At 62.3% G+C, this 16,422-nt stretch carries 15 protein-coding genes; 9 read left to right on the top strand and 6 right to left on the bottom strand.

Annotated elements, in window-relative coordinates; translation table 11 throughout:
- Window positions 1–2 precede the first annotated feature (2 nt).
- Genes C5L10_RS13315 through C5L10_RS13325 form a run of 3 tightly spaced genes read left to right on the top strand, consistent with a single transcriptional unit; the run spans window position 3 to window position 3,124 of the window.
- Window positions 3–1,028, top strand: a complete 1,026-nt coding sequence (locus C5L10_RS13315) for a serine hydrolase (RefSeq protein WP_105430059.1) — start codon at window positions 3–5, stop codon at window positions 1,026–1,028.
- 10 nt (window positions 1,029–1,038) lie between these two features.
- Window positions 1,039–2,154: an anhydro-N-acetylmuramic acid kinase gene (locus C5L10_RS13320; protein ID WP_105430060.1), complete on the top strand. Its 1,116-nt coding sequence runs from the start codon at window positions 1,039–1,041 to the stop codon at window positions 2,152–2,154.
- A 49-nt stretch (window positions 2,155–2,203) separates the two neighbouring features.
- Window positions 2,204–3,124, top strand: coding sequence for a DMT family transporter (locus tag C5L10_RS13325; protein WP_105430061.1), 921 nt, complete (start codon window positions 2,204–2,206; stop codon window positions 3,122–3,124).
- Here C5L10_RS13325 and C5L10_RS13330 read toward each other — a convergent pair.
- The 5 genes from C5L10_RS13330 to C5L10_RS13350 form a co-directional block, all read right to left on the bottom strand.
- Window positions 3,121–3,864 (bottom strand): ABC transporter permease, encoded by a 744-nt coding sequence (locus C5L10_RS13330; protein ID WP_105430062.1) that lies wholly within the window; start codon window positions 3,862–3,864, stop codon window positions 3,121–3,123. The two genes, C5L10_RS13325 and C5L10_RS13330, sit on opposite strands and share 4 nt — an antisense overlap.
- Window positions 3,861–4,799: an ABC transporter ATP-binding protein gene (locus C5L10_RS13335; RefSeq protein WP_046668598.1), complete on the bottom strand. Its 939-nt coding sequence runs from the start codon at window positions 4,797–4,799 to the stop codon at window positions 3,861–3,863. Before C5L10_RS13335 ends, C5L10_RS13330 begins: the two co-directional genes overlap by 4 nt.
- Window positions 4,796–5,962 carry an ABC transporter permease gene (locus C5L10_RS13340; RefSeq protein ID WP_105430063.1) on the bottom strand — a complete coding sequence of 389 codons (1,167 nt, stop codon included), beginning with the start codon at window positions 5,960–5,962 and terminating at the stop codon, window positions 4,796–4,798. Before C5L10_RS13340 ends, C5L10_RS13335 begins: the two co-directional genes overlap by 4 nt.
- 93 nt (window positions 5,963–6,055) lie before the next feature.
- Window positions 6,056–6,967 (bottom strand): ABC transporter substrate-binding protein, encoded by a 912-nt coding sequence (locus C5L10_RS13345; RefSeq protein WP_105430064.1) that lies wholly within the window; start codon window positions 6,965–6,967, stop codon window positions 6,056–6,058.
- Between the two features lie 190 nt (window positions 6,968–7,157).
- The gene (locus C5L10_RS13350) at window positions 7,158–7,835 is read right to left on the bottom strand and encodes a GntR family transcriptional regulator (RefSeq protein WP_105430065.1); all 678 of its coding nucleotides are present in this window, start codon (window positions 7,833–7,835) and stop codon (window positions 7,158–7,160) included.
- A 164-nt stretch (window positions 7,836–7,999) separates the two neighbouring features.
- Between C5L10_RS13350 and araD the strand changes: the two genes are divergently transcribed.
- Both araD and C5L10_RS13360 read left to right on the top strand, forming a co-directional pair.
- Complete coding sequence (araD, locus tag C5L10_RS13355; protein ID WP_105430066.1) at window positions 8,000–9,730, top strand: L-arabinonate dehydratase; 1,731 nt, start codon at window positions 8,000–8,002, stop codon at window positions 9,728–9,730.
- Window positions 9,731–9,754: 24 nt separating this feature from the next.
- Window positions 9,755–10,480 carry a ribonuclease activity regulator RraA gene (locus tag C5L10_RS13360; protein ID WP_105430067.1) on the top strand — a complete coding sequence of 242 codons (726 nt, stop codon included), beginning with the start codon at window positions 9,755–9,757 and terminating at the stop codon, window positions 10,478–10,480.
- A 27-nt stretch (window positions 10,481–10,507) separates the two neighbouring features.
- Here C5L10_RS13360 and C5L10_RS13365 read toward each other — a convergent pair whose 3' ends face one another.
- Window positions 10,508–11,752: an ROK family transcriptional regulator gene (locus C5L10_RS13365; protein WP_105430068.1), complete on the bottom strand. Its 1,245-nt coding sequence runs from the start codon at window positions 11,750–11,752 to the stop codon at window positions 10,508–10,510.
- 329 nt (window positions 11,753–12,081) lie between these two features.
- On the opposite strand from C5L10_RS13365, the gene C5L10_RS13370 reads away from it, so the two are divergent.
- The 4 genes from C5L10_RS13370 (at window position 12,082) to C5L10_RS13385 (ending at window position 16,417) form a co-directional block, all read left to right on the top strand.
- Window positions 12,082–13,107 carry a sugar ABC transporter substrate-binding protein gene (locus C5L10_RS13370; RefSeq protein ID WP_046603982.1) on the top strand — a complete coding sequence of 342 codons (1,026 nt, stop codon included), beginning with the start codon at window positions 12,082–12,084 and terminating at the stop codon, window positions 13,105–13,107.
- A gap of 142 nt (window positions 13,108–13,249) precedes the next feature.
- Window positions 13,250–14,314 carry an ABC transporter permease gene (locus tag C5L10_RS13375; protein ID WP_046668591.1) on the top strand — a complete coding sequence of 355 codons (1,065 nt, stop codon included), beginning with the start codon at window positions 13,250–13,252 and terminating at the stop codon, window positions 14,312–14,314.
- Between the two features lie 2 nt (window positions 14,315–14,316).
- Window positions 14,317–15,096 (top strand): ATP-binding cassette domain-containing protein, encoded by a 780-nt coding sequence (locus C5L10_RS13380; RefSeq protein WP_046668590.1) that lies wholly within the window; start codon window positions 14,317–14,319, stop codon window positions 15,094–15,096.
- Between the two features lie 703 nt (window positions 15,097–15,799).
- Window positions 15,800–16,417, top strand: a complete 618-nt coding sequence (locus C5L10_RS13385; protein ID WP_105430069.1) for an HAD family hydrolase — start codon at window positions 15,800–15,802, stop codon at window positions 16,415–16,417.
- Window positions 16,418–16,422 lie beyond the last annotated feature (5 nt).

Raw genomic sequence — 16,422 nt, forward strand, 5'->3', positions numbered from 1 at the left:
ACATGAAAGACAAAGCTTCCGCCAGTCCCGAACTTGTCGCCGTGTTCGAGCGGGCCTTCGCCCCGCTCGAACAGTCCATCGCCGACAGGCGCATTCCGGGCGGCGTGCTCGGCATCGTCGACCTGAAACACGGGCGCATGACCCGCGCGACCGGCTCGGCGCAAGTCGTTCCGATTGAACGTCCGATGACCGAGGACACCTGGTTCGATCTCGCCTCGCTCACCAAGGTGATCTTCACCACGACGCGCATCCTGAAGCTCGCCGACGACGGCACGATCGATCTCGACGCGCCGCTCACCTCGCTGCTGCCGGACCTGCGCCAATACAACGTTGAGGCCTGGGAGCGGAAGGTCACCTTCCGCCAATGCCTCGGCCACCAGACGCCGTTTCCGGGCGTGGAGCCCATCTATACGTATGGCCGCGATCCGGATCTGCTGCGCGCCTTCATCCTGCAGCGGGAATGGAAAGCCGGTCCGCTGGTCTATTCCGACATCAACTTCATCCTGCTCGGTTTCGCGCTCGAACGGCTGGCGAAGAAGACGATCCGCGACCTCGATCCCGGTCCGGGCTTCGCCTGGTCCGCCGATCCGGAACAATCGGCCGCGACCGAAGACTGCGCCTGGCGGCAGCGGATCCTGTCGGGCGAAGCGCACGACGAAAATTGCTCGGCGCTGCAGGGTTCCGGCCACGCGGGCCTGTTCGGCACGGTAAAGTCGGTTCTGGATTTCGCCGAAAGCCTGCTCGACGGCACCGGGGCGTCCAGGAATGCGATAGCGCTGATGCGCGCGCCGCTCTCCAATCGCCGCACCCATGGCTGGGAGCATCCCTTTACCGACTGGTGGGGCGGAAGCCTGTGCGGTCCCGGAACGATCGGCCATACCGGCTTTACCGGCACAAGTCTGCTGATCGACTTCGACAAGGGTCGTGCCGTGACCCTGCTCACCAACCGCATCCATCCGACCCGCCATTTCGACAGCGGCATCTTGGCCCTGCGGCAGGCGGTCTGCAATCTCGTCAACCAAACCTGAGGAGCTGATCATGGAGCCAATCTGGGCTGTCGGCCTGATGACCGGAACCGTCCTCGACGGCAATATCGACGTGGCGCTCCTGAAGACGGACGGCGAGACGATCGACACGTTTGGCGCCTATACGCTCGCCCCCTACCCGCCGGAAATCCGCACCCTCCTGGAGGAAACGCTCGCTCAGGCCCGCGTCTGGAATTTCGAAGGACCCGATCCGGCAATCTTCCGCGAGGCCGAACAGGCGCTGACAACGGCGCAGTCCTACGCCGTCAGTGAACTGGTCGAAAGCACGGGGCTGACCATGGCCGATATCGGCATCGTCGGTTTCCACGGCCAGAGTGTGCTGCACCGGGCACCCACCAAAGACAGGCTCGGCGACACCCGCCAACTTGGCGATGGCGAGCTGATGGCCTCGATCCTCGGCACCAAGGTCGCCTACGACTTCCGCTCGGCGGACGTGCGGGCCGGCGGCCAGGGCGCGCCGCTTGCCGCTGCCTATCATTCGGCTCTGCTGCGCGGCGTCGATACCGGCGGCGATACGGCCGTGCTCAATCTCGGCGGTGTCGCCAACGTCACCTGGTGGGACGGCAAGGACCTGATGATCGCCTTCGACACCGGCCCGGCCAATGCGCCGCTCAACGACTTCATCAAGGCACGCGGCCTTGGCGAGATGGACCGCAACGGGGCGCTCGGCGCCTCCGGCAAGGTCGACGAGGAACGCCTCGCAAAGCTTCTCGATCATCCCTATCTCACGGCGCCCTACCCGAAATCGCTCGATCGTTTCGATTTCACCGCTGCCATGGCGGACGGTCTCGACGACGCCACCGGCGCAGCAACCCTTTCGGCCTTCACCGCATCTGCGGTCGGCAAGGCGCTCGACCTGCTGCCGCACCGGCCGAAACGGCTGATCGTCAGCGGCGGCGGCCGTCACAACCCGACGATCATGTCGATGCTCGAAAGCCGTGCCGGCGTGAAGGCCGTTTCCGCCGATACGCTCGGCTGGCGGGGCGACGCGGTCGAGGCCGAGTGCTTCGCGTTCCTGGCGGTTCGCGTGTTGCGCGGCCTGCCGATCAGTTTTCCCACAACCACCGGTGCACCAAGGCCCTTGCAAGGTGGCAGGCTCGCCGGGTAAGTCCCGGCTTTCGAAATTGCAGGATCAGAGTCGGGAGCGCTCGCGCAGCATGAACAAGAGAGCGGCCTCGGCGATAGCGGGCAATGCGGTACTGGCAGGCATACTGCTGATGCTGCTCGGCGATTTCATGTTTGCCCTCAACGATGCCATGGGCAAATGGCTGGTGGCGAGCTTTTCGGTCGGTCAGGTTCTGCTGATCCGGTCGATCGGCGCCTTTTTCGTGCTCGGCCCGATGCTCGCCCGCCAGCCGATTTCGGCGCTCTACAAGGTCGAGAAGCCATCGCTGCATGTGCTGCGCATCGTTCTGGCGACCGCAGACACCGGCCTCTTCTACGCCGCCGTCGCCTACATGCCGCTCGCCGACGTCATGACCTTTTACATGGCCGGGCCGATCTATGTGGCGGCCCTGTCGCATTTCCTGCTCGGCGAGCGCATCGGGTGGCGGCGCTGGCTCGCCGTCCTGATCGGCTTCATCGGTGTGGTGATCGCCCTTCGTCCCTCCTCGGAAATGCTGTCATTGCCCTCGATCTTCGGGCTGATCGGCAGTCTTTCCTTCGCGCTGACGCTGGTGCTGAACCGCACGCTGCGCTCGACCCCGGATGCGACGCTCGTCACCTGGCAGACGCTAGCCTGCCTCGTGGCCGGTGCGTTTCTAACCGTGGGCAACTGGAGCCCGTTCAATACCGGCGAGCTGCTTGCCCTTCTGCTGCTCGGCATCGTCTCCTGCTGCGCGCATCTGCTGATCACCCGCTCGCTGAAACTGGCGCCCGCCTCGGTGCTGGCGCCGCTGCAATATACGCTGCTGCTCTGGGCGATCGTGCTCGGCTGGATTTTCTTCGGCGATTTCCCGGATGTCCAGACGTTGACAGGCGCCGGCATCATCGTCATCGCCGGACTGTTCATCTTCCATCGCGGCAACCTGAAACAGGATGTCGAACCGGTCGTGCCGACCGATTCCAGCCACGGCTAGGCGGTACCCGTCCGGCGGGCGATCATGGCTTCAATCGCCGAGAGCCCATCATAGATCAACACGGCCAGCGCGCCGACGATCAGTCCGCCCTGCAGCACGAAGGCGAGGTTGTTGGACTGCAGTCCGGCAATGATCACTTCGCCGAGGGTCTTTGCCGCGACCGTCGAACCGATCGTGGCCGTGGCGAGACTGATCACCACCGAAAGCCTGATGCCGGCGACGACCACCGGCAAGGAGAGCGGCAGCTCGACCTGAATGAGCCGCTGGAGAGGTGTCATGCCGGAACCACGCGCCGCCTCCATCACCGATCGCGGCAGATTGGTGAGCGCGGTCAGCGTATTTTCAAAGATCGGCAGAAGCCCATAGAGAAACAGCGCGATCAGCGTCGGCTTCTCGCCGAAGCCGACAGCCGGGACGGCAAGCGCCAGAACCGCAACCGGCGGAAACGTCTGGCCGATATTGACGAGGCTGCGGGAAAGCGCCAGGAACTCCGCCCCGAACGGCCGGGTGACGAGGATCGCCAGCAGCACGGCGATGATCGTCGCCGCCAATGTCGCGATCAAGACCGTCCGCAGATGCAGTAGCGTCAGGCTGAGCAGGCTACCCTGATTGTAGATCGCCGGCGCGTTCGGCTGCACGAGCGGCTTCAGCAGCGGCTCGAAACTGCCCGGTGATACCAGGAAGGCGATCAGCACGAGAAGCAGAAGGCTGCGCAGGATGGTCGGCACCCAAGCCCTCATCGCGGCCTCGCGGCGCGCTTGAGGATCGCGTCAAGCGTCACCCGCCCCATCGGAGCACCGCTCCTGGAGATGACCGGAAGCGCATCCCTGCCGCTCCAGATGAGATCGGCAAGCGCTTCCTGCTGGCTTCTGTCCTCGCGGATCGGCTCGCCCTCCGCCTCGCCGGGCTCCGCCGCCGCTCCGGTCTTGGCGATCGAAAGCAGCCGGAACGGCCGTTCCGCATCGCCAATCAGCGTCTCGACGAAGGGCGTGGCCGGAGCACGGACGAGTTCGGCAGGCGGCCCGTATTGCACCACCCTGCCCTTGTCCATCACGGCAATCTTGTCAGCGAGATGGAAAGCCTCGTTCATGTCATGGGTGACGAGCACGATCGTCGTGCCGAAATATCTCTGGATCGCCAGCAGGTCCTCCTGCGCCTTGGCCCGGATGATCGGATCGAGCGCCCCGAAGGGCTCGTCCATCAACAGCACGTTCGGTTCGGCGGCAAGCGCCCGTGCCACCCCGACGCGCTGCTGCTGGCCGCCGGAGAGTTCGTGCGGATAACGTGGCCCGAACGTCTTCGGCTCGAGCTGGAAGAGCGTCAGCAGTTCCTCGACCTTTGCGTCGGTGCGGGCCTTGGTCCAGCCGAGCAGGCCTGGCACCGTCGCTATGTTCTGGGCCACCGTCCGATGCGGGAAAAGCCCATGGCCCTGAATTGCGTAGCCGATCCGGCGCCGCAACTCGTAGCCCGGTATGGACCGGTTGTCCTCGCCATCGAGCCGGATGGCCCCTTCGGTCGCTTCCACCAGCCGGTTGATCATCCGGATCAGCGTCGTCTTGCCCGAACCGGACGTGCCGACGACGACCGTGACGGTGCGCGGCTCGATCACCATCGAGACATTGTCGACGACGGCGATACCGTCGTAGCGCTTGGTGATGGCGTCGATCTCGATCATGCGGATCTGGCTCCGTTGGGGACGCGGGAGTTCATTTCGATCAGCGCGTCGAGGACGACGGCCGAGGCAAAGGCGAGCGCCACAGTCGGCACGGCGCCGAGCAGGACAAGGTCCATGGCGGTCTGGCCGATACCCTGGAAGACGAAGACGCCGAAACCGCCGCCGCCGATCAGCGCGGCAATCGTCGCCATGCCGATATTCTGGACGAGCACGATGCGGATCGCGGTCAGGATCACCGGCAGCGCCAGCGGGAACTCGATCTTGAACAGCCGCTGCCGACCGGTCATGCCGATGCCGCGGGCGGCGTCGTTTGCCGCGCGCGGCACGCCCGCAAGCCCGACAACGGTGTTGGCGACGACAGGCAGCAGCGAATAGAGAAACAGCGCGACAAAGGCCGGCGCTCCCCCGATGCCGCGGATGCCGATCGCCGCAGCGCCCGGCACATTGACGGCGACCCAGCCGAGCGGCGCGATCAACAGGCCGAAAAGCGCGATCGACGGGATGGTCTGAACGAGGTTCAGCGTGTTGAGTACGCCATCCCTCAGCGGCGCCACGCGATGACAGAGGATGCCGAGCGGCAACCCCACCAGGACGGCAGCAAACAGCGAGCCAAGCGCCAGTTCCACATGTTTGCCCGCCTCGACCCAGAAGACGTCGGCGCGGCCGGAATATTCCTTCATGATCGACAGCCCGTTCCAGCTTCCCGACATCAGCAGCGTGCCAATCGCCGCCGCGGCCAGGACCAGAAACAGCACCCGCACCGCCGGCGGCGGATCGAGCCGCGTGATCGCATCGGCAGCCAGAAGCGCAAAGGCGAACAGCAGTATCCAGAAGCCCGAGGCGGGCGAGACGCGGGCATAGGTATTGCCGGCCGGCGTCAGGAATGTCGCGGCGTAGCCGATCGAAAGTGTCAGCGCCGCGAGCGCCGCGACGGCTGCAAGCAGCTTTATCCAAGGGGAAGTGCGAAAGAGCGCAGCGGCGGTTGCAAGAACCAGAACCACGACAAGGCCCCAGCCCGCCCAAGCCGGCAGTGACTGAAGCATCGCCTCCGCCTGGCCCTGTACGATCCGATTGGGCTTGAGCGTCGCAAACGACGCCCAGAGCGCGCCGTAGGCGGCGAGAAGGGTGATGACGACGCCGAGCTTATCGAACTGAACTCTCAAACCGTCCCTGCCTATAAGCAACCTGCGACCGATGAAAAAGCCGGACGCTGGAGCGCCCGGCCCATGTTGACACGAAACCGGTCCAAAAAGGAATTACTTCAGGAAGCCGTTTTTCTTGAGAAAATCCTCGGCAACCGCCTTGGCCGGTTCGCCACCCACCTGCACGCGACCGTTGAGGTCCTGCAGCGTGACGAGATCGAGCTTGGCGAAGACCGGCTTCAGCACCGCCTCGATGGTCGGGTTCTTCTTGAGCACCTCTTCGCGGATGATCGGAGTCGGCTGGTAGACCGGCTGGACGCCCTTGTCGTCTTCGAGAACAACGAGCCCGGAGGGCGCGATACCGCCATCGGTACCGTAGACCATGGCGGCATTGGCATTGTTGGTCTGATTGGCGGCCGCACCGATGGTTGCCGCCGTATCGCCGCCCGAGAGCGTGATCAGCTGGTCGGGCTTCAGCTTGAAGCCGTAGGTGGTCTGGAAGGCCGGCAAGGCGGCGGCCGAATTGACGAATTCGGAGGAGGCCGCCAGCACGATCTTGCCGCCGCCGGCGACATATTTGCCGAAGTCGGTCAGCGTCTTCAGCTTGTTGGCATCGGCAACGTCCTTGCGCACCGCGATCGCCCAGGTGTTATTGGCCGAAGACGGCGTCAGCCAGACGATCTTGTTGGCGTCGTAATCGAGCTTCTTGACCGCTTCATAGGCTTTTTTCGGGTCCTTCCAGGCCGGATCGTCGCCCTTCTCGAAGAAGAAGGCGCCGTTGCCGGTATATTCCGGATAGATGTCGATTTCGCCGGCGGTCATCGCCTTGCGCACGACCGGCGTCGCTCCGAGCTGGATGCGATCGGTAGCCTGGATGTTGTTCGCCTTCAGCATGGCAAGGATGATATTGCCCAGCACGCCGCCTTCGGTATCGATCTTGGACGAGACGACGACCTGGGCACTCGCCATGGTGGCCGAAACACCAAGCGCGAATGCTAGGCCTAAAAGCTTCTTTTTCAAAGACATGACAGAATTTCCCTCCGGATCGCCAGTCACCACCTCGTTTGACTTGGCTTGGAACACATAAAAGCCAACCTTATGTAGGGCGACTTGTGGAATGTGCGAGTTCTGGAAGGGCGCGCCGGGCAATATTTTGTGCGGTGCATTTTTACACGCCGATCGACCTAGCTCATAAGATCTGTGGCCGCTGCTGACTTCACGCTTGAGACACGCGGATCAGATGTTTCTCGCCCGAGCGAATGACGTGATCTCGCATCAGGCGCTCGGCGAGATCGGGATCGCGGTCAGCGATCGCATGGGCAATGGCCTCATGCTCCTCGACCGCCAGAAAGCGCTCCCGCTCTTCCGACAGCACGCTGAGACGGGCGGTATGAGTGTAGATGCTCTGGCCGCCCTGCAGGCGACGCAGATAGCCGCAACCGGATGCTTCATGGATGACGTTGTGGAAGCGCTCGTTGAGAGCGATGAGCTGCAGCACGTCCACCGTCTCGAGGCCGGCCCGCATCTCGACGATGAGCTCGCGCATCAGGGCCACGTCCTCATCCTTCGCCCGCTTGGCGGCCTGGCGAGCAATCATGCTCTCGAGTGCTGCACGCGCCAGCATCATCTCTTCCGCCTGGCCGGCATTGAAGGTGACATAAATCCCGCGGCGAGGCTCCGACCGTACCAGCCCTTCGGCCTCAAGCACGCGCAAAGCCTCCTTCAGCGGTGTCGTGCTTATGCCGAGCTGGCCGGCCAGATGGCGCTCGTTCAGCTTCTCGCCGCTCTTCAGCCGCCCGGAAAGTATGGCATCGCGTACCAGCCCGTAAACGTGGTCGCGCAGGCTTTTCAGAAAAACCGGCGCCACTGGCAGAAGCGCGTTGTCGCTTCCCATCCGCGTCCTCCACCTTAATTCCTTTCGCCGATCTAGCAGCTGAAATTTGATATATCAATTTAAAACGAGCGTGTTTAAGTTGGCGTCGGGCGGGAGGAGCTCCGTCCCTGGGATCGCAACAGAATCGATCCCGGAACGATGGCAGGATTTCTGGAAGAGCAAGCATGACTAAGGAAGCAGCCGATCTCCGTAGCGCCCGTTGGTTCGCGCCGGATGATCTCCGTTCGTCGGGACACCGCTCCCGCATGATGCAGATGGGTTATGACGAGAAGGATTGGGGCAAGAAGCCGATCATCGCCATCCTCAATACCTGGTCCGACCTCAACGCCTGCCACGCCCATTTCAGGGATCGCGTCGAACACGTGAAGCGCGGCGTGCTGCAGGCGGGCGGCTTCCCGGTCGAACTGCCGGTCCAGTCGCTGTCGGAAAGTGCGCTGAAGCCAACATCGATGCTCTATCGCAACTTCCTCGCCATGGAGGCCGAGGAACTTTTGCGCGCCCATCCAGTCGACGGGGCAGTGCTGATGGGCGGCTGCGACAAGACCACCCCTGCCCTCGTCATGGGCGCCATCAGCGCCGGTTTCCCGATGATCTTCCTGCCCGCCGGCCCGATGCTGCGCGGCAACTACAAGGGCGAATGGTTGGGCTCCGGCTCGGATGCCTGGAAATACTGGGACGAGCGCCGCGCCGGCACGATTTCCGAAGAACAATGGACCGGCGTCGAGGAAGGCATTGCCCGCTCCTACGGCCATTGCATGACTTTCGGCACCGCAAGCACCATGACCGCCATCGCCGAAGCGCTCGGCCTCACCCTCCCCGGTGCCAGTTCCATTCCCGCCGCCGACGTCAACCACATACGGATGAGCACGCGCTGCGGCCGCCGGATCGTCGAAATGGTCTGGGACGAGTTGACGCCTGACAAGATCATCACCCCGGATGCTGTCCACAATGCAACGACGGTCGCCATGGCGACAGGCTGTTCCACCAATGCGGTCGTACATCTCCTGTCGATGGCTCGCCGTGCCGGCGTGCCGCTGACGCTCGACGATCTCGACAAGGCAGGCCGCACGACACCTGTCGTCGCCAACATCCGCCCGTCGGGTGACAAATACCTGATGGAAGACTTCTATTACGCCGGCGGCCTGCGCGCGCTGATGTCGGAGATCAAGGACCTCCTGAAACTCGACGCCATGACCGTCAGCGGTTTCCCACTCGGCGAGACGCTGAAAGGCGCCGAAGTCTACAACAGCGACGTCATCCGCCCCTTGTCGAACCCGATCTATCATGAGGGATCGCTGGCGGTCCTCAAGGGCAACCTCGCGCCGGACGGCTGCGTCATGAAGCCTTCCGCCTGCGAGCCGCGGCTGCGGGTCCACGAAGGCCCTGCCCTCGTCTTCGACAGTTATCCGGAAATGAAGGCGATGATCGACCGCGAGGACCTCGACGTCACCGCCGATCACGTGCTGATTCTGCGCAACGCCGGACCCAAAGGCGGTCCCGGCATGCCGGAATGGGGCATGCTGCCGATCCCGAAGAAGATCCTGAAACAAGGTTTCCGCGACATGCTGCGCATTTCCGATGCCCGCATGTCCGGCACGAGCTACGGCGCCTGTATCCTGCACGTGGCGCCTGAAGCCCATATCGGCGGCCCGCTATCGCTGGTACGCACCGGCGATATCATCCGCGTCGACCTGCCGAACCGCTCGATCGATATGCTGGTGGACGAAGCCACGCTCGCCAGGCGCCGCGCCGAATGGGTGGCGCCTGCCGACAAATACGAACGCGGTTACGGCTGGATGTTTACCAAGCACATCAAGCAGGCCAACGAAGGCTGCGACTTCGACTTTCTCGAACGGGAGTTCGGCGCCACCGCCGGCGAGCCCGAGATTTTCTGACCCGACATGTCTGAGTGGAACCCTATGACCGATTACATTCTTTCCGACACCACACGCCAGAAATACGCGGGCGTCAGCTGCGCGACGATCTGCACCGCGCTCTTCAAGCGCGGCCTGCGCAACCAGTTCATCCAGGATGTCCGGCCGCTTTCCCAGAAACCTAAGAACATGGTCGGCCAGGCCTTCACGCTGCGCTACATCCCGGCGCGCGAAGACCTGAACCCGCTCTCGGTGTTTCAGAACCCGGAGCATCCGCAGCGCGCCGCCGTCGAGCAGTGCCCACCCGGCCATGTCATGGTCATGGACAGCCGCAAGGATCCCCGCGCGGCCTCCGCCGGCTCTATTCTCGTATCGCGCCTGATGGTGCGCGGTGTCGCCGGCGTCGTCACCGATGGCGGTTTTCGCGATAGTCCGGAGATCGCCGAACTCGGCATCCGCGCCTACCACAACCGCCCCTCCGCCCCGACCAACCTCACCCTGCACCAGGCACTCGACATCAACGTACCCATCGGTTGTGGCGACGTCGCCGTCTGGCCGGGCGACGTGGTGGTCGGCGACAACGAGGGAGTGGTCATCATCCCGGCGCATATCGCCGACGAAATCGCCGATGAGGTGATCGAAATGACTGCGTTTGAGGATTTCGTGACCGAGGAAGTCCTGAACGGCCGCTCGATCATCGGCCTCTACCCGGCGACGAAGGAAGAGAGCAAAGCCGACTTCGCCCGCTGGCGTCAGGCCAAGGGCCGCTGAGGCGACGCCTGGCCGATATCCAACTGCCTATGAACCTGCCGCCGTTTCGCGCAGGTCCTTGAAAAGCACGTTCTGGTCGGACAGGTATTTGGCAAAGATCGGCAGGCTCGCCCCGCCGATCGCCCGCGCCTGGGAGCCGACCATTCCCTCGATGATATCGGGAATGATGACACCCTGAAGGTCGAGCCGCGTCACCGCTTCGATGGTCGAGGCGACGATCCGTTGCCTGACCCAGGCCGGAAAGCCGCCGTCGATCACGGCCGCGCCGAAATCGATGATCGAGGCTGCCGCAACGATCGCCTGGGCAAGCGCATCCGCGGTTTGCCGGATCCACAGATCGAGCGGCTCGCCGAAATCGATCCAGTCGTCTGCGGAATACCAGAGCGGCTGTGGATCGAGGTTCCGCTCTTTCAGGAGATTCTCGAGAACGAAGATCGAGGCGATGTCGAGCAATTGGCGTGTCTCGCCATCGCCGCTTCGCACGGGAAGCGGCCCGACAGCGCCCGCGGTCCCGGTCCGGCCGGAAAAGATCGCCGAATTCAGAACGATCCCGCCGCCGATGAACGATCCGATGAAGAAATACACGAAATCCGGATAGGAGGGGCCAACGCCGAATACCAGTTCGGCGCCGCAGGCGCTTGTCGCGTCGTTCTGCAGATAGACCGCGTGCTGGACCTTGCCTGCGATTTCCGCCTGCAGATCGAACCCGCGCCAGACCTCCATCGCCCCTTGCGGCGCACCCACCTCCTCGGCCCAGTTCCAGAGTTCGAATGGCGCGGCGATGCCGATCCCGGCGATGCGGCCGCGCTGCACCTCGGTCAGCTGGCCTTCGAGCCGCGCAATGCCGGACGTGATGATCTCGATGATCTTTCCGGGAAGCGGATAGGCGTAGGATTCGTGATATTGCAGCCGGATGCGCCCGACGAAATCCATCAGGACCAGGTCGGCGCTACGCCGGCCGATCTTCACGCCAAACGAATAGACCGCGTCCGGATTGAGACGCATCGGCACCGAAGGCTGCCCCACCCGGCCGCGCACCGGTTCACCGCGCAACAGAAGGCCGTCCTTTTCGAGCGCCCGCATGATGACCGAGACGGTCTGGGCCGAAAGCCCGCTGCGCCGGGTGATATCCGCCTTCGACATGGAGCCGTTCAGCCGCACCAGCGAAAGCACGAGCCGCTCGTTATAGGCCCTGACCCGCACCTGATTTGAGCCGCCGGTGAAATTGCCCAGCAGCGCATGGCCTTGCGCCACGCTATCTGAAACTGACATGGCTCTTCCTCCCAGAAGCGTGGAATCGACGGAAGCACCTCATTCGGGAATGAAGGGTATCCCTCTGATATCCCGAGTTAAACCCCAAGGTACACCGCACACAGATCGCCAGATTCTGAACCTCCACTTCGGCAAACTATGGCACGAGAAATAAATAATTCAATCGGAATTAATTATTGACAGGCTATTTCAACTCGTTCTTAATTAGGGTGTAAGGGCACAGGACGGCTTGGAGGAGACGCCTGTCGAACTCGGTGGCACCGGTGCCCATTTATTACGCGTGAACGTTGGTCCGCATGGCGGACAAGTCTTAACTCTGGGAGGAGACCATGAAGAAATCCGTATTGTCCGCCGCATTCGGCGCCCTTGTCCTGGGCGTTGCGTTTTCCGCTCCTGCGGAGGCCGCAGGCGTATCCGCCTGCCTGATCACCAAGACCGACACCAACCCCTTCTTCGTCAAGATGAAGGAAGGTGCGACGGCCAAGGCCAAGGAACTCGGCGTGACGCTGAAATCCTATGCCGGCAAGATCGACGGTGACAGCGAAAGCCAGGTTGCAGCCATCGAAAGCTGCGTCGCCGACGGCGCCAAGGGCATTCTGATCACCGCATCCGACACCAAGGGCATCGTGCCGACCGTCAAGAAGGCCCGCGACGCCGGCGTTCTGGTCATCGCGCTCGACACCCCGCTCGATCCGATCAGTGCCGCCGATGCCACGTTCGCGACCGACAACCTTCTCGCCGGCAAGCTGATCGGCCAGTGGGCAAAGGAAACCATGGGCGACAAGGCCAAGGATGCCAAGGTCGGCTTCCTTGATCTGACCCCGGATCAGCCGACGGTCGACGTGCTGCGCGACCAGGGCTTCATGATCGGCTTTGGCATCGATCCGAAGAACCCAGACAAGATCGGTGACGAAACCGACAAGCGCATCGTCGGCCACGACGTGACCAATGGCAACGAGGAAGGCGGCCGCAAGGCCATGGAAAATCTTCTCCAGAAGAATTCCGGCATCAACGTCATCCACACGATCAACGAGCCCTCCGCCGTCGGCGCCTACCAGGCACTGAAGGCCGTCGGCATGGAAAAGAACGTGTTGATCGTCTCGGTGGACGGCGGTTGCCCGGGCGTCAAGTCGGTCAAGGAAGGCGTGATCGGCGCCACCTCGCAGCAATATCCGCTGCTGATGGCATCGCTCGGCATCGAGGCGATCAAGAAGTTCGCCGACACCAAGGAAAAGCCGAAGCCGACCGAAGGCAAGTCCTTCTTCGACACCGGCGTTGCGCTCGTCACCGACAAGCCGGTCCCCGGCGTCAAGTCGATCGACGTCAAGGAAGGTACGGCCAAGTGCTGGGGTTGATCCTCACCATTTAGCCCATCCCGGCCGGGGTTGATATCCCCGGCCATTTTCGACCCAATGATACACCGCTGGGGAACAACCGGCGAAGACCGGTCAAACTCAACGGACGGTTCCTGCGCATTCGGCGCGCGGAGGAGGAAACATGAGCGAAACCCAGGAATTCGAGCGTGTTCTCGACGGCAGCGACAAGAGCGTTGCCTCGTTCGAGAGCCAGGACGTCTCTCTCTTAAAACGCGCGCAGCATTTTCTGCACTCGACACCTGCTGCCGTGCCGCTGATCGTGCTGATCCTGTCCATCATCATCTTCGGCGTCGCCATCGGCGGGCGGTTCTTCTCGTCCTACACGCTGACGCTGATCCTCCAGCAAATCGCGGTGGTCGGCATTCTCGGCGCTGCCCAGACCCTGATCATCCTCACCGCCGGCATCGATCTCTCGATCGGGGTGGTGATGGTGATATCGGCTGTCATCATGGGCAATTTCGCCGTGACCTACGGCATGCCCACCGGCATCGCGATCCTCGTTGGCCTGATCACCGGCGGCGCCTGCGGCTTTTTCAACGGGTTCCTTGTTGCAGTCATGCGGCTGCCGCCGTTCATCGTGACGCTCGGCTCCTGGAACATCATCATGGCGACGAATTTCATCTATTCCGCCAATGAGACGATCCGCGACACCGACGTGGACGAAAAGGCCCCGCTCCTCCATCTCTTCGCGCTCAATTTCAGGATAGGCAGCGCCATCCTGACGCTTGGCGTCATCGCCATGGTCCTGCTGGTGGCGGTGCTCTGGTACATCCTCAACCATACGGCCTGGGGAAGGCATGTCTACGCCGTCGGTGACGACCCGGAAGCTGCAAAACTCTCCGGCATCCAGACCCGCAAGGTTCTGCTCAGCGTCTATACGATCGCGGGGGTCATCGCCGCCTTCGCCGCCTGGGTATCGATCGGCCGCAACGGCTCGATCTCGCCTTCCTCGGCTGTGACCGACTTCAACCTTCAAGCGATCACCGCCACGGTGATCGGCGGCATCTCGCTCTTCGGCGGCCGCGGTTCCATCCTCGGCACGCTGTTCGGCGCCATGCTCGTCGGCGTCATGTCAATGGGTCTCAACATGCTCGGCGCCGATCCCCAATGGAAAGTCATGCTGACCGGCTGGCTCATCATCGCTGCCGTCGCAATCGATCAGTGGATCAGAAAGGTCTCGGTGTAATCATGAGCGTCGAACCCATTCTCACAGCCCGCGGCCTGGTCAAGCGTTACGGACGCGTCACTGCTCTCGACAACGCCGACTTCGATCTCTACCCCGGCGAAATCCTCGCCGTCATCGGCGACAACGGCGCCGGCAAGTCCTCGCTAATCAAGGCGATCTCCGGCGCGGTACGGCCCGACGAGGGCGAGATCACGCTCGAAGGCCGGCCGGTGAATTTCAAGTCGCCGCTCGAAGCCCGCGACGCCGGCATCGAAACCGTCTACCAGAACCTCGCGCTCTCCCCCGCGCTCTCGATCGCCGACAACATGTTTCTCGGTCGCGAAATCCGCAAGCGGGGCGTGCTCGGACAGTGGTTCCGCATGCTCGACCGGCCGACGATGGAAAAGCAGGCGCGAGACAAGCTTACGGAACTCGGGCTGATGACGATCCAGAACATCAACCAGGCCGTCGAGACCCTGTCGGGCGGCCAGCGCCAGGGCGTCGCCGTGGCACGTGCCGCAGCGTTCGGCTCCAAGGTCATCATTCTCGACGAACCAACCGCCGCGCTCGGCGTCAAGGAAAGCCGGAAAGTTCTGGAACTCATCCTCGACGTGCGCTCGCGCGGCATCCCGATCGTGCTCATCTCGCACAACATGCCGCATGTGTTCGAAGTGGCCGACCGAATTCATATTCATCGGCTTGGACGACGGCTGACCGTGATCGATCCGAAGGAATACACGATGTCCGACGCGGTCGCCTTCATGACCGGCGCCAAGGCCCCCGCCCAGCCCGTCGCGGCGTAACGATCGCCCCGATCAAGCTCCGGTCGGAGCCGTCCTCCGGTCGCCTGGTCCAAGAGATACAGGCGATCGGATAACTTATTATATCTCGTCACCCTCTCCCACCGCGGGCCGCTCGCGGTGGAATACGACAGCATTGTGCTGCGGACCTTGAGGAGCAGCCGTTCCCCCGGCCGGCCCGACTGTACTGGGTCCAGGCATGGTATAGGCATTCTCAACCCCGACGTCTGCCACAAACACCAGGCGACCTTCCTGCCGGTAATATCCGAGCAGCGCCGGTCCTCAACACAATCAACCTCCTGCCATTCTTGACTGCATCGAAGGATGACGCCGATCACCCGAACGATATCGGTCTTCCCGCCGGTCGTTCGATCGGCGACCCATGTGACCAAAACGATTACGATAGAAAATTCCCAACAGCGAAAATAAGACGAATTTTATATTCCATTATGCTTCGCGACATCGCTGTCGCCGGATGACCGGCCCACCCGCAGATCAGGCGTATTTCTAAGGCCTTATCGCCTGTAACTCATTACATCCCGCACCAATCCCCATAGTAGATCCGCCATCGAAATGAAGCGAAGGCGGCGCCAGCTTGTTGAAAACATTCGATACGAATAAAAAATTCCATACTTAATTGACAGGACGGAATTATCTAATAGGTTGTTAACACTTAAGGGGTGGGGAGTGGTGCTGGAACCGGCTCATGAAGAAACGCGAAAAACTCTTCATTTTTGATATTGGCGGAGTATTCGTGAAGCTCGATCCGGCTTCCCGCGACCGCGCGGTTTCGAAACCTGGCGGTGCAGGCCCTTCCCTACGGTACGGCGACGTTCCGGAAGCGATCTTCCGCGATTTCCGCCTCGGGCGGTCCACGGAAAGCGACTACGTGCAGGCGCTGACTAGGGTATTCGATGTGCCGCACGAAAGCATCTACGAAGCCGAGCATGCCTATGTTGCCGAAGGTTTTCATGAGTTCATCGCGTTTGTCCGCAGGCTCCGGGAAAACCATCGCGTCGTTTGCCTCAGCAACAATCAGGCGATCCATTGGCGCCATATCAGCGAGAACCTTCTGGGCGCCGGTTATTTCGACCGCGAATACCTTTCCCATGAAATGGGCCTTGAGAAACCGGACCGCGTGATTTTTGAGTCAGTATCGCAGGCGGAAGGATGTTCGGAAAAGGACGTCTTCTTCATCGACGACATAGAGGAAAATGTCCTGTCGGCTCGCGAAGTCGGATGGCAGCATTGCATCGTCCATCGCGATTCGGTTGAAACGGCTAAATTGCTCATGGCGCTCGCCGCCGAGCAGACTTTGAATTGACGAGT

The organism is Neorhizobium sp. T6_25 (assembly GCF_002968555.1).
GTDB lineage: Bacteria > Pseudomonadota > Alphaproteobacteria > Rhizobiales > Rhizobiaceae > Neorhizobium.

Bases quoted from the DNA above. Each gene is read 5' to 3' on its own strand.
- C5L10_RS13315 (WP_105430059.1), top strand. From the start codon at position 3: ATGAAAGACAAAGCTTCCGCCAGTCCCGAACTTGTCGCCGTGTTCGAG.
- C5L10_RS13320 (WP_105430060.1), top strand. From the start codon at position 1,039: ATGGAGCCAATCTGGGCTGTCGGCCTGATGACCGGAACCGTCCTCGAC.
- C5L10_RS13325 (WP_105430061.1), top strand. From the start codon at position 2,204: ATGAACAAGAGAGCGGCCTCGGCGATAGCGGGCAATGCGGTACTGGCA.
- C5L10_RS13330 (WP_105430062.1), bottom strand. From the start codon at position 3,864: ATGAGGGCTTGGGTGCCGACCATCCTGCGCAGCCTTCTGCTTCTCGTG.
- C5L10_RS13335 (WP_046668598.1), bottom strand. From the start codon at position 4,799: ATGATCGAGATCGACGCCATCACCAAGCGCTACGACGGTATCGCCGTC.
- C5L10_RS13345 (WP_105430064.1), bottom strand. From the start codon at position 6,967: ATGTCTTTGAAAAAGAAGCTTTTAGGCCTAGCATTCGCGCTTGGTGTT.
- C5L10_RS13350 (WP_105430065.1), bottom strand. From the start codon at position 7,835: ATGGGAAGCGACAACGCGCTTCTGCCAGTGGCGCCGGTTTTTCTGAAA.
- araD (WP_105430066.1), top strand. From the start codon at position 8,000: ATGACTAAGGAAGCAGCCGATCTCCGTAGCGCCCGTTGGTTCGCGCCG.
- C5L10_RS13360 (WP_105430067.1), top strand. From the start codon at position 9,755: ATGACCGATTACATTCTTTCCGACACCACACGCCAGAAATACGCGGGC.
- C5L10_RS13365 (WP_105430068.1), bottom strand. From the start codon at position 11,752: ATGTCAGTTTCAGATAGCGTGGCGCAAGGCCATGCGCTGCTGGGCAAT.
- C5L10_RS13370 (WP_046603982.1), top strand. From the start codon at position 12,082: ATGAAGAAATCCGTATTGTCCGCCGCATTCGGCGCCCTTGTCCTGGGC.
- C5L10_RS13375 (WP_046668591.1), top strand. From the start codon at position 13,250: ATGAGCGAAACCCAGGAATTCGAGCGTGTTCTCGACGGCAGCGACAAG.
- C5L10_RS13380 (WP_046668590.1), top strand. From the start codon at position 14,317: ATGAGCGTCGAACCCATTCTCACAGCCCGCGGCCTGGTCAAGCGTTAC.
- C5L10_RS13385 (WP_105430069.1), top strand. From the start codon at position 15,800: ATGAAGAAACGCGAAAAACTCTTCATTTTTGATATTGGCGGAGTATTC.